General features: G+C 64.5%; 22 protein-coding genes. 9 read left to right on the plus strand and 13 right to left on the minus strand.

Features of this window, described 5'->3' with window-relative positions; translation table 11 throughout:
• Positions 1 to 30: 30 nt before the first annotated feature.
• Positions 31 to 618 (plus strand): hypothetical protein, encoded by a 588-nt coding sequence (locus HOY34_RS09700; RefSeq protein ID WP_172362214.1) that lies wholly within the window; start codon positions 31 to 33, stop codon positions 616 to 618.
• Positions 619 to 710: 92 nt separating this feature from the next.
• Here the strand turns inward: HOY34_RS09700 and HOY34_RS09705 are convergent, their stop codons facing one another.
• Positions 711 to 914 (minus strand): YjiS-like domain-containing protein, encoded by a 204-nt coding sequence (locus HOY34_RS09705; RefSeq protein ID WP_172362216.1) that lies wholly within the window; start codon positions 912 to 914, stop codon positions 711 to 713.
• A gap of 130 nt (positions 915 to 1,044) precedes the next feature.
• Between HOY34_RS09705 and HOY34_RS09710 the strand changes: the two genes are divergently transcribed.
• From HOY34_RS09710 to HOY34_RS09725, 4 genes are all read left to right on the plus strand, one after another.
• Positions 1,045 to 1,974, plus strand: coding sequence for a LysR family transcriptional regulator (locus HOY34_RS09710; protein ID WP_172362218.1), 930 nt, complete (start codon positions 1,045 to 1,047; stop codon positions 1,972 to 1,974).
• Positions 1,975 to 2,049: 75 nt separating this feature from the next.
• Positions 2,050 to 2,691 (plus strand): DUF1176 domain-containing protein, encoded by a 642-nt coding sequence (locus HOY34_RS09715; protein ID WP_172362220.1) that lies wholly within the window; start codon positions 2,050 to 2,052, stop codon positions 2,689 to 2,691.
• Positions 2,688 to 3,170 carry a methylated-DNA--[protein]-cysteine S-methyltransferase gene (locus HOY34_RS09720; RefSeq protein ID WP_172362222.1) on the plus strand — a complete coding sequence of 161 codons (483 nt, stop codon included), beginning with the start codon at positions 2,688 to 2,690 and terminating at the stop codon, positions 3,168 to 3,170. The genes HOY34_RS09715 and HOY34_RS09720 overlap by 4 nt, the downstream gene beginning before the upstream one ends.
• 66 nt (positions 3,171 to 3,236) lie before the next feature.
• On the plus strand, positions 3,237 to 4,073 hold the full coding sequence (locus HOY34_RS09725; RefSeq protein WP_172362224.1) for an EamA family transporter: 837 nt from the start codon (positions 3,237 to 3,239) through the stop codon (positions 4,071 to 4,073).
• 136 nt (positions 4,074 to 4,209) lie between these two features.
• Here HOY34_RS09725 and HOY34_RS09730 read toward each other — a convergent pair whose 3' ends face one another.
• The 4 genes from HOY34_RS09730 to HOY34_RS09745 all read right to left on the minus strand — a co-directional run bounded on the left by HOY34_RS09730 (position 4,210) and on the right by HOY34_RS09745 (position 9,029).
• The gene (locus HOY34_RS09730) at positions 4,210 to 4,914 is read right to left on the minus strand and encodes a CDP-alcohol phosphatidyltransferase family protein (RefSeq protein WP_172362226.1); all 705 of its coding nucleotides are present in this window, start codon (positions 4,912 to 4,914) and stop codon (positions 4,210 to 4,212) included.
• 103 nt (positions 4,915 to 5,017) lie between these two features.
• Positions 5,018 to 5,929, minus strand: a complete 912-nt coding sequence (locus HOY34_RS09735; protein ID WP_172362442.1) for a tyrosine recombinase XerC — start codon at positions 5,927 to 5,929, stop codon at positions 5,018 to 5,020.
• Positions 5,930 to 5,955: 26 nt separating this feature from the next.
• The gene (locus HOY34_RS09740) at positions 5,956 to 6,672 is read right to left on the minus strand and encodes a DUF484 family protein (RefSeq protein ID WP_172362228.1); all 717 of its coding nucleotides are present in this window, start codon (positions 6,670 to 6,672) and stop codon (positions 5,956 to 5,958) included.
• Positions 6,673 to 6,821: 149 nt separating this feature from the next.
• Positions 6,822 to 9,029: a primosomal protein N' gene (locus HOY34_RS09745; RefSeq protein ID WP_172362230.1), complete on the minus strand. Its 2,208-nt coding sequence runs from the start codon at positions 9,027 to 9,029 to the stop codon at positions 6,822 to 6,824.
• 114 nt (positions 9,030 to 9,143) lie between these two features.
• On the opposite strand from HOY34_RS09745, the gene fsa reads away from it, so the two are divergent.
• The 3 genes from fsa (at position 9,144) to HOY34_RS09760 (ending at position 11,277) form a co-directional block, all read left to right on the plus strand.
• Complete coding sequence (fsa, locus tag HOY34_RS09750) at positions 9,144 to 9,797, plus strand: fructose-6-phosphate aldolase (protein WP_172362232.1); 654 nt, start codon at positions 9,144 to 9,146, stop codon at positions 9,795 to 9,797.
• Between the two features lie 158 nt (positions 9,798 to 9,955).
• Positions 9,956 to 10,546, plus strand: coding sequence for a nitroreductase family protein (locus HOY34_RS09755; RefSeq protein WP_172362234.1), 591 nt, complete (start codon positions 9,956 to 9,958; stop codon positions 10,544 to 10,546).
• Entirely contained in the window at positions 10,528 to 11,277 is a 750-nt protein-coding gene (locus tag HOY34_RS09760) for an EI24 domain-containing protein (protein ID WP_172362236.1), read from the plus strand. Before HOY34_RS09755 ends, HOY34_RS09760 begins: the two co-directional genes overlap by 19 nt.
• Positions 11,278 to 11,330: 53 nt before the next feature.
• Here the strand turns inward: HOY34_RS09760 and HOY34_RS09765 are convergent, their stop codons facing one another.
• Positions 11,331 to 11,642: a DUF1467 family protein gene (locus HOY34_RS09765; protein WP_172362238.1), complete on the minus strand. Its 312-nt coding sequence runs from the start codon at positions 11,640 to 11,642 to the stop codon at positions 11,331 to 11,333.
• Positions 11,639 to 12,043 (minus strand): methylmalonyl-CoA epimerase, encoded by a 405-nt coding sequence (gene mce, locus HOY34_RS09770; RefSeq protein WP_172362240.1) that lies wholly within the window; start codon positions 12,041 to 12,043, stop codon positions 11,639 to 11,641. The genes HOY34_RS09765 and mce overlap by 4 nt, the downstream gene beginning before the upstream one ends.
• Before the next feature lie 228 nt (positions 12,044 to 12,271).
• Here mce and HOY34_RS09775 point away from each other — a divergent pair, with 228 nt between their 5' ends.
• On the plus strand, positions 12,272 to 13,093 hold the full coding sequence (locus HOY34_RS09775; protein ID WP_172362242.1) for a response regulator: 822 nt from the start codon (positions 12,272 to 12,274) through the stop codon (positions 13,091 to 13,093).
• Positions 13,094 to 13,133: 40 nt separating this feature from the next.
• Here HOY34_RS09775 and HOY34_RS09780 read toward each other — a convergent pair whose 3' ends face one another.
• From HOY34_RS09780 to HOY34_RS09805, 6 genes are all read right to left on the minus strand, one after another.
• Positions 13,134 to 13,853, minus strand: coding sequence for a GNAT family N-acetyltransferase (locus tag HOY34_RS09780; protein WP_172362244.1), 720 nt, complete (start codon positions 13,851 to 13,853; stop codon positions 13,134 to 13,136).
• 177 nt (positions 13,854 to 14,030) lie between these two features.
• The gene (aspS, locus tag HOY34_RS09785) at positions 14,031 to 15,812 is read right to left on the minus strand and encodes an aspartate--tRNA ligase (RefSeq protein WP_172362246.1); all 1,782 of its coding nucleotides are present in this window, start codon (positions 15,810 to 15,812) and stop codon (positions 14,031 to 14,033) included.
• A gap of 136 nt (positions 15,813 to 15,948) precedes the next feature.
• On the minus strand, positions 15,949 to 17,040 hold the full coding sequence (locus tag HOY34_RS09790; protein WP_172362248.1) for a BMP family ABC transporter substrate-binding protein: 1,092 nt from the start codon (positions 17,038 to 17,040) through the stop codon (positions 15,949 to 15,951).
• 105 nt (positions 17,041 to 17,145) lie between these two features.
• Positions 17,146 to 18,075, minus strand: coding sequence for an ABC transporter permease (locus tag HOY34_RS09795; RefSeq protein WP_172362250.1), 930 nt, complete (start codon positions 18,073 to 18,075; stop codon positions 17,146 to 17,148).
• Entirely contained in the window at positions 18,072 to 19,166 is a 1,095-nt protein-coding gene (locus HOY34_RS09800; RefSeq protein ID WP_172362252.1) for an ABC transporter permease, read from the minus strand. Before HOY34_RS09800 ends, HOY34_RS09795 begins: the two co-directional genes overlap by 4 nt.
• Before the next feature lie 96 nt (positions 19,167 to 19,262).
• Positions 19,263 to 20,795 carry an ABC transporter ATP-binding protein gene (locus HOY34_RS09805; protein ID WP_172362254.1) on the minus strand — a complete coding sequence of 511 codons (1,533 nt, stop codon included), beginning with the start codon at positions 20,793 to 20,795 and terminating at the stop codon, positions 19,263 to 19,265.
• Positions 20,796 to 20,841: the final 46 nt, after the last annotated feature.

The following is a 20,841-nucleotide window of genomic DNA, read 5'->3' on the forward strand; positions in this document are numbered from 1 at the left end:
CAGGAGTTACTTAGCCCAGGGATCCCGCCGATGAATATCCAGGTCAGCGAAGTCGCAGCGCCCCAGACGCTTGATCGGGCGCGGGCCTTCTTTGGCGACACGCTGCTGGTGGGCCTTGCGCTGATCGCCGGAGAGCAGGCGCCGCAGATGCGCGTCGTCTCGGTCTCTGATCGCCAGCCGATCCGCGCCCGCGAGTCGTTCAGCGCCGAATACCAGGAGATCCCCGCAAACCCGCGCCAAAAGCGCACGGTGCAAAAGGTAAGCGGCGAGATTTTCGGCGATGATGTCACCTTTAAGCTGGCCTCTGGCCCGTCGCGGGTCTTCAAGGTGCCGCTGCCCGATGCCCGCAAGGCCGGGGCGCAGGCGCTGCGCATGCAGCTGCCGCAGCTGATGGCGCTTTATTACCGCGACCGCGAGCAGGGCTTTGAGGAAACGCTTTACACGCTTTCGGCAAAGCGCGGCTTTCTGGCGCTGAGCCCTGAGATCGTGTTCCGGGTCGGTGAGGATATCTTCCGTATCGACAAAACCCGCGCCACCGTCAGCCATGCGGGCGAGACGGTGCTGGATCTCAGCCGCGAAGAGCTGCGCAGCCAGGCAGGGCAGGCGGGTTATCTCTGAAAGGGCCGATTGGTCAAAGCGCTTATTGGACAATGAAAAACGCCGACAGGGATCCTGTCGGCGTTTTTGTTTTTCGGTAAGGCAGGCGCAGCTCAGGTGGCGTGTTTGCGGCCCAGCCAGAGCGGCAGCAGGATGCGCGCATTGGCGGCCCCGCTGTCATCGCCAAGGCCCTCATGCATGGCCAGAAGATCGCCACGGGTCAGGCCGATATCGTCCAGCAACCGATCATCCGCGCGATTAAGCAGGAACGCGGTCGAACGGCGCAGCTGCATCAGCGATTTCAGACGGGTGAACATTTTAGCCTCCAATAAACGGTTGGGCTGTATATGCGTCCGGCTTTGACATTTCTCAAACGAATAGATTTAATATCTGCGATGAGTTTTGTTGATGGGTTGGCCGGACAGGTCTGACGGATAGGGTGGGCGGATGGGACAGCCAAATCTCGAAAGCGATCTGATGCGCGGTTTTCTGGCGGTGGCCGAGTCTGGCTCTGTCACGCTGGCGGCGGCGCGGATCGGGCGCACGCAATCGGCGGTCAGCCTGATGATCCGCCGGCTTGAGGACAACCTCGGCCAGCCTTTGTTCGAGCGCCAGGCCCGGGGCGTCACCCTGACCGCACGCGGCGAGCAGCTTTTGCCCTATGCGCAGCGGGTGGTGGCGCTGCTGGATGAGGCAGCGCTGGCCCTGCGCGAAAAGCCCCTGACCGGGCCGGTGCGGGTTGGCATCCCGGATGAATACTCCGGCACCATCCTGCCGCGCGCGCTGGCCGCCTTTGATGAGCGCCATGAGGGGCTGCAGGTCTCGGTCTTATGCGACCACTCTGACCGTCAGCTGATCGCGCTGGAAGAGGACCGCCTTGATATCGCGGTGATCCATGACACCAGCTATTTCCAGGAGGGCGAGCTTTTAACGATCGACCCCAGCGTCTGGGTCACCTCGATCACCCATATGCAGCATCTGCGCAGCCCGGTTCCGGTGGCGGTCTATCTGCACAGCGAATGGTGCCGCGAATTTGCCGAGGCCTCGCTGAACCACCAGGGCATGCGCTGGCGGCGCGCCTGGTATTGCGATGTGGCCAGCGGCATGCGCAATGCGGTGACGAATGGGATGGCGATTTCGCCGCTGTCGCGCTCGACCATCCCCGCAGGCTGCCGCGAGCTGACCGCCGAAGAGGGGTTCCCGGCGATTGATTCGGCGCGGGTCTTGCTGCGGCGCAATCCACGCGGCACCTCGCCCGCGATTGAGGGGATGGCGGCGGTGTTGCGAGAGGCCTTCCGCCCGCTGACCGTCGCCCGCACACCCGGCGCGGCAGAGCCACTTTCGCCCGAGGCCCAGGCTTTGGCGCCCCGCATGTAGGGGTGGTGCGAGGCTGGGCAGGGCTTGGCAGGCGGGCCCGCTGCATGGCACTGTATTTTGGCAACCGGAGGCCCGATGATCCGCTTTTCCCACTCGCCCGCCCGCATCTCAGCGCTTTCGCTGGCCCTTTGCCTTTGCGCAGGCCCGGCCCCTGCCCAGGCCGAAGGCACTGGAACTGGCGCAGACGATGCGGCAATCGCCCTCTTCTCAGCGAGCTTCAGCGAAAGCTGTGCCGGTGCCTTTGAAGAGGATGGCAGCCTGGTCGAGGCCCCGCAGCGCCATGAGGTTCTGGCCCCCAGCAGCTGGGGCGAGCCAGAGCCGGTGACCGTCTGGCAGTTCAGCTGCGCCCTCTATGCCTATAATACTGCGCAGGTTTTTATGATCATGGATGAGGGCGGCGGGGTGCAACCCGTGGCCCTGGCCTGCCCGACGCTGCAGATCGAATATGACGAAGAGGCCGCCGCCCCCGGCGAGGCCGACAGCGTGGTCAGCGTGCTGAAAATCAACGGCTGGAGCGCCGATCTGCTGGCGATAAATGCCGAATTTGATCCCGCCACCCTGACCATCCGGGCCCATACCTATTGGCGCGGGCTGGGCGATGCCTCGGATAGCAGCCTCTGGAGCCTGCAGGACCGCGCCTTCCGGCTGCAGCATTTCGAGGCGGATGCCAGCTATGATGGAGAAATCAACCCGGTCACTCTGGTCGATTTCCGGTGACGCAGCCGCATAAACCCTCAGACAGCCCGGCAACCAGCGCGAGCTGCCAGACCCCTTTCGGCCCGGTCTCGCTGCGCGATGACGGGCAGCGGATCACGGCACTGGTCTGGGAGGAGCAGGTGGGCACGCCCAGCCCGCTGGCCCGTGAGGGGCTGCGTCAGATAGCGGCCTATTTCGCGGGTGATCTGCAGGTGTTTGATCTGCCGCTGGACTGGGGGCAGGGCCTGCAAGAGCGGGTGCGCCGCGCCATGGCCGCGATCCCCTTTGGCGAGACGCGCAGCTATGGGCAGATCGCAAAGCTGGTTGGCGCCCCTGCCCAGGCGGTGGGCCAGGCCTGCGGGGCCAATCCGATCCCGATCCTGATCCCCTGCCACCGGGTTTTGGGCGCAAAGAGCTTAGGCGGTTTCTCGGCCCCGGGTGGGGTTGAGACCAAGGTCGCCCTCTTGCGGCTGGAGGGGGCGGCGGGTCTGCTGATCTGAGGGGGCTTGCCCGCCCAGGCCGGGCATGCCAGGGAGCGTGTAACGGTTTCTTAACGGCCTGGCATCGTGACACTCGGCGTCTTTCTGGCCGTTATGGCGGCAGCCTTCCTTCATGCGCTGTGGAATGCGCTGATCAAACTTGGCACCTCAAAGATCGGGGCCATGGTGATCCTTTCCATCATGGAGGTGCCGATTGGTCTGGCGGTGGCCTTTGTGGCCGGGCCGATTGATCCGGCGGCAATTCCATGGGTGATCGCGGCCGGGCTGACCCATTTCGCCTATAAATTCTTCCTCTCTTACGCCTATGAGCGTGGAGATCTCAGCCGCGTCTACCCGATTGCCCGTGGCGCGGCCCCGATGATTGTCGCGGTGGCGGGGGTGTTTGTCCTGAGCGACCAGCTCAGCAACCGCCAGTATCTGGCGATCACCATCCTGGCGGCAGGGATCCTTCTGATGGCACGCGGGGTATTCGCCAGCGGCGAGAACCGCCGCCTGGTGCCCTTTGCGCTTGGCTCGGCGCTGGCGACTGCGACCTATACGCTGATCGACGGCCAGGGGGCGCGGATCTCTGGCAATGCGGTGGCCTATATCGCCTGGGTCTTCGTGGCAGACGGGCTGATTTTCTCGCTTGGCATGCTGGCCCTGCGCGGCAGGGCGGTGATCCCTGCGGGCGGGCATGCCTGGCGGATGGGCACAATCGGGGCGGCGGCAAGCTTTGGGGCCTATGCGATTTCCGTCTGGGCGATGACCTTCGCGCCAATCGCGCTGGTGGCGGCGCTGCGAGAGACCTCTATCCTTTTCGCGGTGCTGATCGGCTGGTTGGCCTTTGGCGAGCGGATGAGCCGGGAGAAGCTGGTCGCGGCGCTTGTCATCATATCCGGCGTGATACTGACGCGCTTCTGAGGAAAGGGGGCCAGCCCCCTTGCGGCAAAGCCGCTTACCCCCGGGATATTTAAGGACAGATGAAGATCCTGCCGCCTATTTTCTGGTTGGAATACCGCGGCCCGAGGCTTTTGTCTGCAGCCGCAGACAGATCGTTTCAGCGGAGGCGCCGGACTTTCTCGGGGATGATTTGCTGCAGGATGCCTGCCAGCGCCAGATAAAGCGATGTAACGATCAGGCCCCAATGCGAAAGGCTGCCTTCGGCAAAATCCATCCAGGCGGCCCAGGCGGCAAATACGATCCAGGCCACCGAAACCGGCAAAGAGATATTGCGCCAGCGCTTTGTGCGGGTGGGGTGGATGAACTTCAGGTTCGAGAACATCGCCACCGACAGCAGGATCACGATGGCAAGGATGATCCCCTGCGAGGGCGCCACCGCGAAGAGCACCAGAACAACCATGTTCCAGCAGGCGGGGAAGCCGGCAAAGCTTTTGTCTTTGGTTTTCATCCGCGTGTCGGCAAAATAGACGACAGAGCCGAAGACGATCACGATGATCGCAATCCAGCCCGTCCAGCCGGTCAGCAGACCGGATTTGAACAGCGCATAGGCGGGAATGAAAACATAGGTCAGGTAATCGACGATCAGATCCATCAGCACGCCATCATAGGTCGGCCAGTTTTTCTGAACGTCGAATTTGCGCGCCAGCGGTCCGTCGATCCCGTCGACGATCAGCGCCACCACCAGCCAAAGGAACATCAGGCTCCACTTCGCTTCGACGGCGGCAAGCATGGCCAGCATCGAAAGCACCGCCCCGGAGGCGGTCAGCAGGTGGACGGAAAGGGCCTTGTAGCGATCTGACATGGGGGTCTCATGCAGGATTATTGACGGAAGTGCAATCTCTGGCTGGTCGGGAATCCCGTCTGGCATGCGGTGATCGGCAGGTTCGCCCCTCAGGACGCCCCCGTTAAAGGCGGGCGCGGGGATGGGCGGAGTTATAGACATCCATCAGGCGGGCGGCATCGACGGCTGTATAGGCCTCGGTGGTGGAAAGCGAGGCATGGCCCAGCAATTCCTGGATGGTGCGCAGATCGCCGCCTGCTGACAGGAGATGGGTGGCAAAGCTGTGGCGCATTGCATGCGGTGTCGCGCTTGCGGGCAGCCCCAGCTGCATTCGCGCCTGCTCCATCGCTTTCTGGATCAGCCTTGGGTTCAGCGCCCCGCCCCTGGTGCCGCGAAAAAGCGGGGCGTCGCGCTCAGCTCCCCAGGGCGAGAGGCGCAGGTAATTCGCCACCGCCTGCTGCGCCACCGGCAGTACCGGCACCAGCCGCGTCTTGCCGCCTTTGCCGGTGATGCGCAGCATATCGGGCAGGGGCGCATCGGCCCCGGTCAAGGAAAGCGCCTCGGAAATCCGCAGGCCGCAGCCGTAGAGCAGCGTGACCACCGCCATATCGCGGGCCTGCTGCCAGTCGCCGCGTGCCTGCAGGGCGACGGTCTCAATCATCTCCTGGGCGTGATCTTCGGACAAAGGGCGCGGCAGGCGGCGGCGGTATTTCGGCGCGCGGGCGGACAGCAGCACCAAAGCCTCGCCGGGCAGGTCCTCACGCTCGGTCAGCCAGCGCGAAAAGCTGCGGGCCGATGCCAGCGCCCGTGCCAGCGAGCGGGCCGAAAGACCGCGCCCGCGCTCATGCGCCATCCAGGCCCGCAGATCGGCCTGGCTCAGCCCGGCCAGCTGTTGCGGGCCGGGCGGCGATCCGGTGTGATGGGCCAGAAAGCTTAGCCAGCCCAGCACGTCATGGCGGTAGGCGGTGATCGTATGGTCTGAGGCCCCCTTCAGCGCCGAAAGCCCCGCCAGCCAGTCGCTCAGCGCTGCCCGCATCTGTGGGGTCAGCGCTATCAGGTCGTTCACGACAGCCACCGGCGCATGCTGCGCTCGAATATGCCGGCGAAGAAGGTCAGCAGATCGGTGCCCTGGGTCGGGCGGAACTGATGCGGATCCTCGGCCCCAAGCGCCAGCATGCCGGGCAGGCGGCCGGGCCCGAAATCAAGCCGCAGCAGCGCCTCAGAGCCGATAAAGCCTGCCTCAGCGCCATAGATTTTTTCGCTGGCCGTTTTCATGCGCGGGCTGAGCGGGCGCAGCGTCACGATGCGCAAGGGCGCCGTGCGGCCCGCTGCGATATAGGCCGAGGTAAAGCCCGAGCCCGCGATCATCATCACATCGCTCAGCCGTTCCATCGCGGGATCGGCCTTGCCCTCTGCGGGGGGGGCGGCGCTTTCCAGCACCAGACGGATCCGGTCCACCCGCAAAGTGGCGGCGACATCACCCGAAAGCCCGGCCAGAAACTCTGAAAAATCCAGCGGGTCCAGCATCTGCAGGATCGCGCGGTGGATCTGATTGGTGCCCGCCAGGTTTTCATAGGCGGCGGCAATCACCGAGCGATGGGTGTCTTCCAGCCGGTCCAGTTTCGATTCCAGCCGCTGCATCGCCAGCCCGCGCAGATCGACGACATTTGATCCCATCGTGCGCTCATTCGCGGCCACCAGGGCATTCATCAGGTCGCGGTCATCCAGCAGGTTCTCAGGCTCCGCAAGGATGCGGTCGCGCAGGTCAGGTTCGATCATTGATATTTGCTCGGATTATTTTTGCTTATCTGGGGCGGTATATAGCAAAAAAGGGAAAGCGCGGGGAAGCATTTCCTGCACCCGTTTCGCAAAGCGCCGGGTCAGTGGCATATCTGCGGCAGGTCCGGCGCAGCCTTCCCCCGCACCGTTCAGAGGAAATTCTGCGGGTCGATATCGATGGCCAGTTTGATGTCTTTGGGCTGGCGGCGCTGTCGCAGCCATTGCGTCAGCGCCTGTTGCAGGGGGGCGGATCTGGGGGCCTTGATCAGCAGTCTGACGCGATGGCGCCCGCGCACGCGTGCGATGGGGGCGGGGGCGGGGCCGAAAATCTCGGCCCCGATGCGGCGCAGCGGCCCATCGGCGCGGGCAAGATCGGCCCCGAAATCAAACAGCGGCTGCAGCTCGGGGCCCGACAGGATGATCCCGGCCATGCGACCAAAGGGGGGCGCACCTGCGGCGCGGCGCTCTTCGGCCTCGGCCCGCCAGAAGCCCTCTTCATCACCGCCGAGGATGGCGCGGATCACGGGATGCTCGGGCTGGTGGGTCTGCAGCCAGGCCTCGCCCGGCTTGCCCGCCCGCCCGGCGCGGCCCGCCACCTGGCGCATCAGCTGAAACGTGCGCTCGGCCGCGCGCAGGTCAGAGCCCTGCAGCCCCAGATCGGCGTCGATCACACCCACCAGCGTCAGATGCGGGAAATTGTGCCCCTTGGCCACGATCTGGGTGCCGATGATGATATCGGCCTCGCCTGCGGCAATCGCCTCGATCTGCGCCTTCAGCGCCCGGGCCGAGCCGAAGAGGTCTGACGACAGCACCGCGATCCGCGCTTCGGGGAAGCGGGCGGTGACCTCTTCGGCCAGCCGTTCGACACCGGGGCCGATGGCGGCCATGCGCCCCTCGACCCCGCAGGAGGGGCAGGCCTCGGGGATCGGTTTTGACGCGCCGCATTGGTGGCAGATCAGCCGTTTGAGGAAACGGTGCTCGACCATCCGCGCATCGCAATGATCACAGCCGACCTGCTGGCCGCAGGCGCGGCACAGCGTGACGGGCGCATAGCCACGGCGGTTGATGAACAAAAGCGATTGTTCCCCGGCCTTTACGCGGCCCTCGACCCCTTTGGCCAGGGTCTCGGACATCCAGCGATCTGCGGGCAGCTTCTCGCCGCGCATGTCCACGGCCCGCATCTGCGGCAGCTCGGCGGTGCCAAACCGCGCCGTCAGATCCAGCCGCCGATAACGCCCCTGATCGGCATTGACCCAGGTCTCCAGCGAGGGCGTCGCCGAGGCCAGCACCACCGGGCAGCCGGTGATCGAGCCGCGCAGCACCGCCATGTCGCGGGCGTTGTAAAGCGCCCCCTCTTCCTGCTTGTAAGAGGTGTCATGCTCTTCATCGACCACGATCACCGCCAGATCCTGGAAGGGCAGGAACAGCGCCGAACGCGCCCCCACCACCAGCCCGACATCGCCGGTGGCGGCCATTTTCCACAGCCGCCGCCGCTCGGTCTGGGTGACGCCGGAGTGCCATTCGCCGGGGCGGGCCCCGAAGCGGGCCTGAACACGTGACAGAAAATCGGCGGTCAGCGCGATCTCGGGCAGAAGCACCAGCGCCTGCCGCCCGCGCCGCAGCGCCTCGGCCACGGCTTCGAGATAGGCTTCGGTCTTGCCCGATCCGGTGACGCCTTTCAGCATGACGGGCTGGAAGGCACCCGCCGCCACCCAGTCGCGCAGGGCCTCACCCGCGGCGATCTGATCGCCTGCCAGCCGCGAGGGCGCATCGGCGTTCAGGCGCGGATAGGGCAGATCGCGGGGCGCCTCTTCCTCGGTCAGCACGCCCAGTTTCACCAGCCCCTTGACGACGGATGCCGAGACAGAGGCCGCCTCGGCCAGTTCAGCCGCCAGCACGGGGGCCCCCCCGAAGGAGCGCAGCACCTCGATCACCCTGTGGCGGGCGTCGGTCAGCTGATTGGGCACCGGGCCCGACAGCCGCAACACCTTGCGCATCGAGGGCGGGCTGGTCAGCCCCGGCGCCCGCGTCGCCAGCCGCAGCATCGAGGGCAGCCAGGTCATGGTGTAATCGGCAGCCCGCGTCAGGAACTGCCGCAGCTCGGCCCGCATGGGGGGCACGTCCAGCACCCGGGCGATGCTGCGCAGTTTCGCGCGGTCGAAATCGCCAACCCCCGGCCCCCAGACCACCCCCAGCACCTTGCGCGGGCCCAGCGGCACCTCGACGAAATCGCCGGTGCCGCAGCCGCCTTCGGGGGCGCGATAGTCAAGGAACGGGCCAAGCGGTTCGGTCGTCAGAACCGCGACCGTCTCGCCTGCGGCGAAATCGCGTTCATATGATCCGGCTGGCTCTGTCACCGTTAGCGCTCACATTTCAATTCCCGGACCCTCTTTCACCCCGGGCCGCTTTGCGGTAATACCCGCCTCGATCCCCTTACTCCACCCTTGCCTGCCCAATGGGAGCATGACGCCATGAAGTTCTTTGTAGATACCGCCGATGTGGATGCGATCCGCGAGCTGAATGATCTCGGCATGGTGGATGGTGTGACCACCAACCCCTCGATCATCCTGAAATCGGGCCGTGACATCCTGGAAGTCACCAAAGAGATCTGTTCGATCGTTTCCGGCCCGGTCTCGGCCGAGGTCGTGGCTGAAAAAGCCGATGACATGATCGCCGAGGGCCGCAAACTGGCGAAAATCGCCGAAAATATCGCGGTGAAAGTGCCGCTGACCTGGGACGGTCTGAAGGCCTGCAAAGTGCTGTCAGATGAGGGCCGCATGGTCAATGTGACGCTGTGCTTCTCGGCCAATCAGGCGCTGCTGGCGGCAAAAGCGGGCGCGACCTTCATCTCGCCCTTCATCGGCCGTCTCGATGATATCAACCTCGATGGTCTGGATCTGATCCAGGACATCCGCACGATTTACGACAACTATGGCTTTGACACCCAGATCCTGGCGGCCTCGGTGCGCACGGTCAATCACGCGAAAGACTGCGCGCTGATCGGCGCCGATGTGATGACCGCACCGCCTTCGGTGATCAAGTCGATGGCGAATCACATCCTGACCGACAAGGGTCTGGAGCAATTCGCAAAAGACTGGGCCAAGACCGGCCAGAAAATCCTCTGATCGTCAGATCAGGACCAGGCGTAAACGGGGGCTTCGGCCCCCGTTTTCATTTTGAAAGGCGGGGAGTTGAGGCGGGGAGTTGAAAGGTGGGGACGCCTGAGGCTGGCCTCTTTTGCCCCAAGGCATTAGCCTGCATCAGCCCCTCTGAGGAGACAAGAATGCCCGCGAAAAACCCCGAAGCCCCCGAAGCGCTGGAATTCCTGGCCACCCGCCTGTCGCAGCCTGCGAAAATGTTCACCGCGCCCGTGCCCTCGCACGAAGAGCTGGCGGCGATTTTGCAGATCGCCCTGCGGGTTCCCGATCATGGCAAGCTGGAGCCATGGCGGCTGATCGTGCTGGAAAAACCCGATTTCATTCGCCTGGCCGATCTGGCCGAGGCGCGGGCGAAAGAGCTGGGGGCGGATGCGGAAAAGACCGAAAAGGCCCGCGGCCAGTTTGATCGCGGCCTCATGGCGGTGGCGGTGATCTCTTCGCCGAAAATCTCGGACAAGATCCCGCAGGCCGAGCAGGTCCTCTCGGCAGGGGCGCTTTGCATGAACCTGGTCACAGTCGCAACGGCGGCGGGCTGGGGGGCAAACTGGCTGAGCGGCTGGCCCTCGCATGATGCGGTCTTCCGCGCGCGTGCCTTTGGCTGCAGCGCAGAGGAAAGCGTGGCGGGTATCGTCCATATCGCCACCCCGGCGCGGGCCTTCACCGACCGGCCGCGCCCCGATCCGGCCCGGGTGGTGCAATGGGGATTGGGCGGCTGAACGGGCTGCTGCGCCGCGCCTGGCGCGATACATGGCGCATTCTGCGCAAGCCGCAGATCCGGCGGACCGGGGCCCTGTCGCTTTTGTTGACCGGGGCGCTGCTGGTGGCGGCCTGGGCGATATTGCTTTTGGTCCTGATATCGCGCGGTGACATCGGCGCGGCTGATGGCGGGCTGGACAGCGCCTTGCCAGAGGAACTGGCCCTGACAGGCGCAACTTTTTGGCTTTTGCTGCTGGCGGCCTCCAGTTTTCTGATGGTGCCCGTGGCCGCAGTCTTTGCGGGCCTGTCGATGGATGAGGTCGCCGCCCCGGTCGAGCGGCTGCGCTGGCCGGGAATGCGTCCGCCAAAAGCGGCGCGATACAGTCGCCTGAAGCGGCTGGTGAACTTCATCGGGCTGTTGCTGGTCGCCAATCTGCTGGCGGCGGTGGTTATGCTGCTATTGCTGCCGCTGATTGGCTTTTTTGCGCTGATCGTCTGGTTCGGGGTGAATGGCCGCCTGCTCGGGCGTGAGTATTTTACCCTGATCGCGTTGCGCCACCTCTCGCCCGCAGCGGCGGGCCGGATGCTGTCACAGGCGTCCGGCGCAGTCTGGCTGGCAGGCATGGCACTGGCGCTATCGCTGAGCGTGCCGATTCTGAACCTGGCTGCTCCCTGGCTGGGGGCGCTGTGGTTCACCCATATCTTCCACCGCATCCGCACCGCCGCGCCTGCAACGCACAGCAGCGGTTAGGGGCCACGGGCAGAACGGCCAGGTCTGTTGGGCGGCGGGCGTCTATTGGGCGCCTATTGGGCGGCGGGCTCGGCCTGCTGCGCCTGTTCATAGGCGTCTTTGTCAAGAACGCCACGGAAATCAATGTCATAGATGGTGAACCATCCCGACAGGATCACCCCTGAAATCGCCGCCCAGATCACCGCTGCAAAGCCGGTGGCGATCAGGGCGCTGCGGCCGACCGTCTCTTCGGCGGGCGCGCCAGGGGGCGTGCCTGGCACCACCTCTCCGGCCTCGGCCTGGGTGCGGGTGCGCAGCTGCAACACGATGTAAAAGGTCAGAAACCAGGTGATGGCGAAAAGGACGATGGCGGATGTGAGGTTCATACCTGCTCCAGTTCCACGAGGCAGCCGTTGAAATCCTTGGGGTGCAGAAAGAGCACGGGCTTGCCGTGGGCACCGATCTTCGGCTCGCCCGTCCCCAGCACGCGTGCGCCCTGCGCCTGCAGACGGTCGCGCGCGGCCAGAATATCATCGACCTCATAGCAGATGTGATGGATACCACCTGCCGGGTTTTTCTCAAGAAAGCCCCGGATCGGTGAGGCCTCTCCCAGCGGGTAGAGCAGCTCGATCTTGGTATTGGGCAGCTCGATAAAGACCACCGTCACGCCATGGTCTGGCTCATCCTGAGGGGCACCGACCTTCGCGCCCAGCGTGTCACGATACTGACGCGAGGCGGCCTCAAGGTCGGGCACGGCGATGGCGACATGGTTCAGACGTCCGATCATCGGTAATCTCCTGGGCAAGGGATGGCCGACCGTCCTGCAGATGGTGCCATCGGGCGGCCTGACGGGGCTGACAGCCTGCTTATGCGCCGCGACAGCCTGCGGGGCAAGGCCCAGGTGCTGCGCCGCAAGCCAGCGCCTGCTGGGGCCGGGCTGCGGTGGCGCTGTTAACGCGCGATTCACCCGGTCATGCCAGGCTGGGGTCAGCTGCTCAGTAAAAGGAATGCTGCGATGTCCCCGCGCCCCCCCGCGACGCCTGTAATGCTTCCTGCAATGGTGCCTGGAATGGCCCCGACGATCCAGGCGCTGCCCCTGCGCGGGCTGACGCTGCTGATCGTCGAAGACAGTCGCTTCGCCAGTGAGGCGCTGCGCCTGATGTGCCAGCGATCGGGGGCACGTATCCGGCGGGCTGACAGTCTTGGCGTCGCGGCCTCGCATCTGGGGCTTTACCGGCCGGATGTGGTGATCATCGATCTCGGCCTGCCCGACGGGCGGGGTGAGGATCTGATCCGCGGCCTGTGCCGGGATGGCGGCCCGGTCGTGCTGGGGATGAGCGGGGATGAAAACGGCGCTCAGCGGTCCTTTGCGGCGGGGGCGGTTGGCTTTCTCGGCAAGCCTTTGCCCGATCTGGCAGGCTTTCAGGCGGTCATCCTGTCGCATCTGGGGGATCGAGAGATGCGCAGCGCCCCCTTTGAGGCAGAGATCACCCCCGATCCGCTGGCCCTGCGCGATGATCTGCGGCTGGCAGAGGCGGCGCTGGCAAATGGCAAAGGTGAGGATGCGCGAACCTGGCTGCAGGGCTTTCTGGCGGGGCTTGCGCTGCAAAGCGGTGATCCGGCGCTGAAATCAGCAGCCGATGCGATCAGCAGCAGCCGTGATCGCGGCCAAATCCGCGATCTGATCAGCGAAAAGATCCGCCAGATGCCGATAATCGCCACATCTGACGGCCTTCACCCGGCCCGGAAGCCGCATCTGACACCGCGCTTGCAGCGCGCTGTCGGCGCAGGCGGGGCGCAGCACCCGGCTGCGACCTCGGGCTCTGCCCAGGCCTGACCTGGGTCTTTTGGCGCGCGGGCTCTGGTCGGGGAAGGGCTCAGAGGGCGGGATCAGCACAGGCCAAAAGATCACGCGTGGCCGCTGACAGCCGTGCTTTCTGGCGGCCCTGCGCGTCGAAGTTGTCAGGCTTCAGCCAGGTCTGGATTTTCGCAGACAGCGCAGGCCAGTCTTTGTCGATGACCGAGAACCAGGCCGTGTCGCGGCTGTGGCCTTTGACGATCATATGCTGGCGAAAGACGCCCTCATAGCTGAAGCCCAGCCGCTGCGCGGCCCTGCGTGAAGGCAGGTTCAGCGCGTTGCATTTCCATTCATAGCGCCGATACCCCTGCCGGAACGCCCAATCCATCATCAGCGACATCGCCTCGGTGACAGCGATTCCGCGCTGCATGGCGGGCGAGATGCAGATATGGCCGACCTCGATTGTGCCCGCCTCAGGCGTGATGCGCAGATAGGCGGCGATCCCGCCGTAAAGCCCGGTTTTCAGATCGCGCAGCACGAGGAAATACGGATCCCGCCCGCCCTGGGCAGCCTGCGCCCAGGCATGATAGTCGGCGGCAGAGGCGAAGGGGCCATTGCCCATATAATCCCAAAGCCGCGCATCCCCGTCAAAGGCGGTGAAAAGCGCGGCGGCGTGGCGGTCTGCATCCAGCGGCTCTAACGCGACGGCGCGACCAGACAGATGCAGCGCCTCAGGCCTGGGCGGGGGCTGCCAGTTCGGCAAGGGCTCGCCGAAGGCGGGTTCAGGCAGATCGGACATGGCGCACCTCTGGGGGATGTCCACTCAGGCTAGGGGGCTGGTCGGGGCCAGGCAAGCGGCAGCGCCCCTGGACTTATTTTCACGGCGCATCTGGAAAGGTCTGGGCATGAAAAGGCCCGCCGCGATCATTGTCGCAGGCGGGCCGGTCAGTCTCAGATCTGTCAGACCGCGCAGGTCTCAGGCGTCTTTCGGGATCACCCGCAGCCGCAGCTCGCGCAGCTGCTCATTGGTGGGTTCCGAGGGCGCGTTCATCAGCAGATCTTCGGCGCGTTGGTTCATCGGGAACATGATGACCTCACGGATATTGGTGGTATCCGCCAGCAGCATGACCAGCCGGTCGATCCCTGCCGCGCAGCCGCCGTGGGGCGGGGCGCCGTATTTGAACGCCTTAACCATGCCGCCGAAGCGCTTGTCGACCTCGGAATTCGGGTATCCGGCCAGCTCAAAGGCCTTATACATGATTTCCGGCTTATGGTTGCGGATGCCGCCCGAGATGATCTCATAGCCGTTGCAGGCCAGGTCATACTGATAGGCATAGACGTTCAGCGGATCGCCCGACAGCGCCTCAAGCCCGCCCTGCGGCATCGAGAAGGGGTTGTGCGAGAAGTCGATCTTGCCGTCATCGGTCTTCTCATACATCGGGAAATCGACGATCCAGGCAAAGCGGAAGCTGTTCACATCGGTCAGACCCAGCTCGCGGCCGATCTCATTGCGGGCGCGGCCGGCAACCGATTCGAACACATCGGGCTTGCCGCCCAGGAAGAACACCGCGTCGCCCTCGGCAAGGCCCAGTTCAACCCGGATTGCCTCGGTGCGCTCTGCTCCGATGGCTTTGGCGATCGGGCCAGCCGCCTCGGTCGAGCCATCTTCGGCCTTGCGCCAGAAGATATAGCCCATGCCCGGCAGGCCCTCTTTTTGCGCGAAGGCATTCATGCGGTCAGCAAATTTGCGCGAGCCGCCGGTCGGCGCGGGAATGGCGCGAACCTCGGTGCCCTCATTTTCCAGAAGGTTTGCAAAGATCGCAAAGCCCGAGCCCCGGAAGTGCTGCGAGACATCGACCATTTTGATCGGGTTGCGCAGGTCCGGCTTGTCCGAGCCATACCATTTCAGCGCGTCACGATAAGAGATCAGCGGCCAGTCGGCATGGACCTTGCGGCCTTCGCCGAATTTCTCGAAGAGGCCCTGCAGCACCGGCTGCACGGCGGCGAAAACGTCTTCCTGGGTGACGAAAGACATCTCGATATCGAGCTGGTAGAAATCGGTGGGCGAGCGGTCAGCCCGCGGGTCTTCGTCGCGGAAGCAGGGCGCGATCTGGAAATAGCGGTCAAAGCCCGCCACCTGGATCAGCTGTTTGAACTGCTGCGGCGCCTGGGGCAGGGCGTAGAATTTGCCCGGATGCAGACGCGAGGGCACCAGGAAGTCGCGTGCGCCCTCGGGCGAAGACGCCGTGATGATCGGGGTCTGGAATTCGTTAAAGCCCTGATCCCACATGGCATTGCGCAGCCAGCGCACGACGTTCGAGCGCAGGATCATGTTCTTGTGCATCGTGTCCCGACGCAGGTCGAGGAAACGATAGGTCAGGCGGGTTTCCTCGGGATATTCGGTCTCACCGAAGACCGGCAGCGGCAGGTCGCCATCAACCGGGCCCAGCACCTCGACGTCGGTCGCATAGACCTCAATCTCGCCGGTCGGGATTTTGGTGTTGATCAGGCTGGCGTCACGCGCCTTCACGCGGCCATCAATGCGGATCACCCATTCCGAGCGCACCTTGCTCAGTTCGGCAAAGGCCGGGCTGTCGCTGTCGGCCAGCACCTGGGTGATGCCGTAATGGTCGCGCAGGTCGATGAACAGCACGCCCCCATGGTCGCGCACACGGTGCACCCAGCCCGAAAGGCGCACGGTCTCGCCGACATTGGCGTTATTGAGGCCTGCACAGGTATGGCTGCGATAGGCGTGCATCGGCGTTCCCCTTTCAGAGGTGTGTTTCATCGGCCCCGGTAAAACGCCGAGTGCCGCGCGAAGTCAAGCCCGCGCCCCTCTGAACAGCAAAAGGCCCGCCAAAAGCGGGCCTTTCACGGGTCTCTGTCGTGTCAGATCACTTCGGAATATCGCCGGTGATGCCTTCGACATAGAAATCCATCGTGGCAAGGGCTGCGTCATCGGCAACCACGCCATCAGCCAGCCACTCCGAGCCGTCCTGTTTGTTCAGCGGCCCGGTGAAGGGGTGGTAGGTGCCAGCCGCGATATCATCGCGCAGCTTTTCAGCGGCGGCTTTCACCTCGGCCGGAACGGCCTCGGTGATTTCGCCGATCTCGACCTCACCGCCGGCGATGCCTTCCCAGGCGGCCGATTGCGCGTAAGAGCCATCCAGCAGCGCGCCGACGCGCTTGATGTAATAGGGCGACCAGTTGTCGATGATCGCCGAGACGCGGGGCGCGGGCTTATAGGCCGACATGTCAGAGGCCTGACCGAAACCGATCACGCCCTCGACCTTGGCGGCCTCGGCCAGCGGTGCGGTGGAATCGGTGTGCTGCAGGATCACGTCGATGCCCTGGTCGATCAGCGCTTTGGCGGCATCGGCCTCTTTGGCGGGGTCGAACCAGGTATAGGCCCAGACCACGGTCATGGTCGCATCCGGGTTCACCTTTTTGGCGTGGATGTAAGAGGCGTTGATGCCCTGGATGACCTCGGGGATCGGGTAAGAGCCGATATAGCCGATTTTATTCGATTTGGTCATATGGCCCGCGATGGTGCCCATGACGGCGCGGCCCTCATAGAAGCGGGCGTCATAGGTCGAGACATTCGGCTGGTCGCGCTTGAAGCCCGTGGCATGCTCGAATTTGATATCCGGGAACTGCGCCGCGACCGCCTGGGTCGCGTCCATGAAGCCGAAAGAGGTGGTGAAGATGATATTGCAGCCATCCAGCGCGAATTGGGTGATGGCACGCTCGGCGTCGGCACCCTCGGGCACCGATTCCTGCCAGGCGATATCGACCTTGTCGCCGAACTCTTCCTTCAGCGCCAGCGCGCCCTGATGGTGCTGATAGGTCCAGCCGCCGTCACCGATGGGGCCGACATAGATGAAGCAGGCCTTCACATGATCCAGGCCCTGCGCCATAGCCGCGCCGCTGGTCAGCGACAGGCCAAGGCCAATGGCGGCACCCGCCAGCAGATTTCTGCGTTTCATAACAGTCTCCCCGTTGTGGCAGGGGCCTTGGTGCCCCCGCAAATTCTGCCCCGCTATGGGGCGTGAAAACCTTGCCCGGGCATGGCCCGTGGCCCTGATCCAGCCTCAGCGAGAGGCGTGGAAATTCTGCCCCAAAGAGGCCGGGGCGCCCATCCTGGCCCCTTTGCGCGCCGACATCACCACCAGCACGACGATGGTGATCAGATAGGGCGCCATGCTGAGATACTCGACCGGGATGCGGTATTCTGCGGCCTGCAGGTTCGGCCCCAGCACCAGCAGCCCGCCGAAAAGCCAGGCCCCGAACAGCACGCGCCCGGGCCGCCAGGAGGCAAAGACCACGATGGCCAATGCGATCCAGCCGATGCCATTGGTGATATTGTCGGTCCACTGCGGCACCCGCACCAGGCTGATATAAGCCCCGCCGATTCCGGCCATCGCGCCGCCAAAAAGGATGCAGAGCAGGCGGATCCGGTTGACCTTATAGCCAAGGGCGTGGGCGGCCTCATGGTTCTCGCCGACAGCGCGGATGATCAGCCCGGCGCGGCTGCGGTTCAGAAGCCACCAGGTCACCGCGACCATGGCCAGCCCGAACCAGACCACCCAGTCATGGCGGAACAGCATCGGCCCAAGGAAGGGAATGTCGCGCAGCGGCCCCATCGGCACCGCGCCCGTTACCGGCGGTTTGATCCCGTTGAACCCCTGTCCGGCCAGCGATGAGATGCCGATGCCGACGAGTGTCAGCGCCAGCCCTGTGGCAACCTGATTGGCCTGCAGCACAAGGACCAGAAAGGCAAAAATCAGCGAGAAAGCCGCGCCACAGGCCGCGCCCGCCAGAAAGCCCAGGATGGGGCTTTGGAAGGTGACGGCGGCGATAAAGCCAGAGACGGCGCCGATGATCATCATCCCCTCAACGCCCAGGTTCAGGACGCCCGAACGCTCGACCACGGTCTCGCCAAGGGCCGCCAGCAGGATCGGCACCGAACCCACCATCAGCGAGGCCATCAGAACCGCAATATCAATGCCGCCGATGATCATGCGCCCGCTCCTTTGCTTTGGCTGCGGCTCAGGCGGATGCGGTAATTGGTCAGCACATCGACGCCCAGCAGGAAGAAAAGCAGCATGCCCTGAAAGACCTGGATCGAGGCCGCAGGCAGGTTCAGGCGCGATTCCGCAAGGCTGCCGCCGACATAGGTCAGCGCCATCAACAGCCCGGCCAGCACGATGCCCAGCGGGTTCAGCCGGCCAAGGAAGGCAACGATGATCGCGGTGAAACCATAGCCGGTGGCAAAATTCTCGGTCAGCTGACCGGCGGGGCCGCTGACCTCGAAAATCCCGGCCATACCTGCAAGGATCCCGGCGGTGCCGAGGCAAAAGATTATCAGCCGCGTCGGGCTGACGCCATGGAAGCGGGCCGCGCGCGGGGCCTGGCCTGCAAGGCGGATCTGAAAGCCGATGCCATGGCGGGTCAGCAACACATAGGCCGCAACGGCTACGGCCAGCGCGGTGAATGCGCCCCAATGCAAGCCGCTGCGCTCGATCAGGTCGAAATTGCGGGCGGCGGGATAGGTCGAGAAGTTGCGGCTGCCAGGAAAGCCCATGCCCTCGGGGTTTCGCAGAAAGCTGAATGAGGCCTTTGCAAGGATCGCCTGGGCGACATAGACCAGCATCAGCGACACAAGGATCTCATTGGTGTTGAACCTTGTGCGCAAAATCGCAGGGATCATGGCCCAGGCCCAGCCGCCAAAAGCCCCGGCCGCGACCATCAGCGGAAAGATCAGCCGGTTTTCGGTCGGGTAAAAGGCAAGCCCGACTGAGGCCCCGATGACCGCGCCCATGATATACTGGCCTTCAGCGCCGATATTCCAGATCCCGGCGCGAAACCCCATCGCCAGCCCGACCGCGATCAGGATCAGGGGGGCCGCTTTGATAAAGAGCTGAGCGCGGAAATAGGAGGCGTTGGATCCGGCCAGAGGCTCCCAGAAAATGGTTCGGATCACGGTGAACGGATTCGAGCCGAGCGCCGCAAACAGCAGGCCAGCCGCTGTCATCGTCAGAAGAACAGCCAGCACTGGCGTGAACCACAGCCAGAAGCGTGAGGGATTTGGGCGCTTTTCCAGCCTCAGCACAGATCACCCCCGGGGCCATCGTTGCGCAACCAATTCCTTGCAAGGAATTGGGCCGATTTCTTGCAAGAAATCGGGCTTGTGGCTGCCCATTGCGCGTCAGTTTGCAAGATGCGCTTCCTCCATGCCGTGGGCGCCGCCCATCATCAGCCCGATCTGTTCGGTGTCGAGGCCCTGGATCGGGCGCGGGGCGGTCAGGCGGCCAGCATTCAGCACTGCGAAGGTGTCCGCGATCTCCATCAGCTCATCGAGATCCTGGCTGATCACCACCACCGCAGCACCCGCCGCCGCACAGTCGAGGATTTTCTGGCGGATTGCGCTGGCTGCTGCCGCATCCACGCCCCAGGTGGGCTGATTGATCACGATCACATCTGCCCCCTGTTGCAGCTCTCGCCCCATCAGGAATTTCTGCAGGTTTCCGCCCGACAGCGCCCTTGCCGCCACATCCGGCCCGGGCGTTCTGACGTCGTAATCCCGGATCACCGCTTTTGCGAAATCGCGCACTTTGCCCCAGCTGACAAAGCCGTTGCGCGACAGGGGCATCCTCGCCCCCGCCGTAAGCCAGGCGTTTTCTGTCAGGCTCATATCCGGGGCAGCGGCATGGCCATAGCGATCCTCGGGGGCGGCGACGAGGCCTGCTTTGCGCCTTTGCGCCGGGCCTGCCGCGCCAATCGGCTGACCGTTAAGCGTGATCGCCCCGGGCGCGGAACGCAGCTCGCCTGAAAGCGCCAGCAGCAGCTCATCCTGGCCATTTCCGGCCACGCCTGCGATGCCCAGGATCTCACCTTTGGCGAGTGAAAAGCTGATCTCGCGCAGGGGGGTGCCAAAGGGGATCGGCGAGGGGCGCGACAGGTTCGAAACCTGCAGCGCCACTGCGCCATGTGTCGCGGGGCTGCGCGATGGCACCGCAAGCGATGCGCCGACCATCAGCTCGGCCATCTCGCGGGCCGAGCGCTCGCGCGGGGTGCAGGTGGCGACCACCCTGCCACGCCGCAGGATCGTGGCCTCATCGCAAAGACTGCGGATCTCTTCCAGCTTGTGGCTGATGTAAAGAATCGAGGTGCCTGCCGCCGCCAGCTGCCGCAGGGTGCCAAAGAGGATTTCCACCTCCTGGGGGGTCAGCACTGAGGTCGGCTCGTCCATGATCAGCAGTTTCGGATCCTGCAGCAGGCAGCGGATGATCTCGACCCGCTGGCGCTCGCCCGCAGACAGGTCGCCGACATGGCGGGCAGGGTCCAGCGGCAGGCCATAGGCCTCTGACACCTCGCGGATACGGCCCGACAGGATGCGCAGGGGGGGCGGGGTCTCCATCCCGAGCGCGACATTTTCCGCAACCGTCAGCGCCTCGAAAAGCGAGAAATGCTGGAACACCATTGCCACGCCCTGGCGGCGGGCCTCGGCGGGGCGGCCGGGGGCATAGGGGCGGCCTGACAGCAGCATGCGGCCCTGGTCCGGGCGCACGAGGCCATAGATCATCTTGACCAGCGTCGATTTGCCCGCGCCATTCTCGCCCAAAAGCGCATGGATTTCGCCCGTCCGGATGGTGAACGAGACATCGCTGTTGGCGATCACGCCGGGATAGGCCCTGGTCAGGCCTTCGAGGCGCAAAAGCTCATCCGTGGCGGCTGTCATCCCCGCATTCTGCCTTTCTGCTGTCCGGAGGGCCGGGCCTGATCCC

The sequence above is a fragment of the Pseudogemmobacter hezensis genome, assembly GCF_013155295.1.
Taxonomy (GTDB): Bacteria; Pseudomonadota; Alphaproteobacteria; order Rhodobacterales; family Rhodobacteraceae; genus Pseudogemmobacter; species Pseudogemmobacter hezensis.

Bases quoted from the DNA above. Each gene is read 5' to 3' on its own strand.
- HOY34_RS09700 (WP_172362214.1), top strand. From the start codon at position 31: ATGAATATCCAGGTCAGCGAAGTCGCAGCGCCCCAGACGCTTGATCGG.
- HOY34_RS09705 (WP_172362216.1), bottom strand. From the start codon at position 914: ATGTTCACCCGTCTGAAATCGCTGATGCAGCTGCGCCGTTCGACCGCG.
- HOY34_RS09710 (WP_172362218.1), top strand. From the start codon at position 1,045: ATGGGACAGCCAAATCTCGAAAGCGATCTGATGCGCGGTTTTCTGGCG.
- HOY34_RS09715 (WP_172362220.1), top strand. From the start codon at position 2,050: ATGATCCGCTTTTCCCACTCGCCCGCCCGCATCTCAGCGCTTTCGCTG.
- HOY34_RS09730 (WP_172362226.1), bottom strand. From the start codon at position 4,914: ATGTCAGATCGCTACAAGGCCCTTTCCGTCCACCTGCTGACCGCCTCC.
- HOY34_RS09735 (WP_172362442.1), bottom strand. From the start codon at position 5,929: ATGCGGGCAGCGCTGAGCGACTGGCTGGCGGGGCTTTCGGCGCTGAAG.
- HOY34_RS09740 (WP_172362228.1), bottom strand. From the start codon at position 6,672: ATGATCGAACCTGACCTGCGCGACCGCATCCTTGCGGAGCCTGAGAAC.
- fsa (WP_172362232.1), top strand. From the start codon at position 9,144: ATGAAGTTCTTTGTAGATACCGCCGATGTGGATGCGATCCGCGAGCTG.
- HOY34_RS09755 (WP_172362234.1), top strand. From the start codon at position 9,956: ATGCCCGCGAAAAACCCCGAAGCCCCCGAAGCGCTGGAATTCCTGGCC.
- HOY34_RS09760 (WP_172362236.1), top strand. From the start codon at position 10,528: ATGGGGATTGGGCGGCTGAACGGGCTGCTGCGCCGCGCCTGGCGCGAT.
- HOY34_RS09765 (WP_172362238.1), bottom strand. From the start codon at position 11,642: ATGAACCTCACATCCGCCATCGTCCTTTTCGCCATCACCTGGTTTCTG.
- mce (WP_172362240.1), bottom strand. From the start codon at position 12,043: ATGATCGGACGTCTGAACCATGTCGCCATCGCCGTGCCCGACCTTGAG.
- HOY34_RS09775 (WP_172362242.1), top strand. From the start codon at position 12,272: ATGTCCCCGCGCCCCCCCGCGACGCCTGTAATGCTTCCTGCAATGGTG.
- HOY34_RS09780 (WP_172362244.1), bottom strand. From the start codon at position 13,853: ATGTCCGATCTGCCTGAACCCGCCTTCGGCGAGCCCTTGCCGAACTGG.
- aspS (WP_172362246.1), bottom strand. From the start codon at position 15,812: ATGCACGCCTATCGCAGCCATACCTGTGCAGGCCTCAATAACGCCAAT.
- HOY34_RS09790 (WP_172362248.1), bottom strand. From the start codon at position 17,040: ATGAAACGCAGAAATCTGCTGGCGGGTGCCGCCATTGGCCTTGGCCTG.
- HOY34_RS09795 (WP_172362250.1), bottom strand. From the start codon at position 18,075: ATGATCATCGGCGGCATTGATATTGCGGTTCTGATGGCCTCGCTGATG.
- HOY34_RS09805 (WP_172362254.1), bottom strand. From the start codon at position 20,795: ATGACAGCCGCCACGGATGAGCTTTTGCGCCTCGAAGGCCTGACCAGG.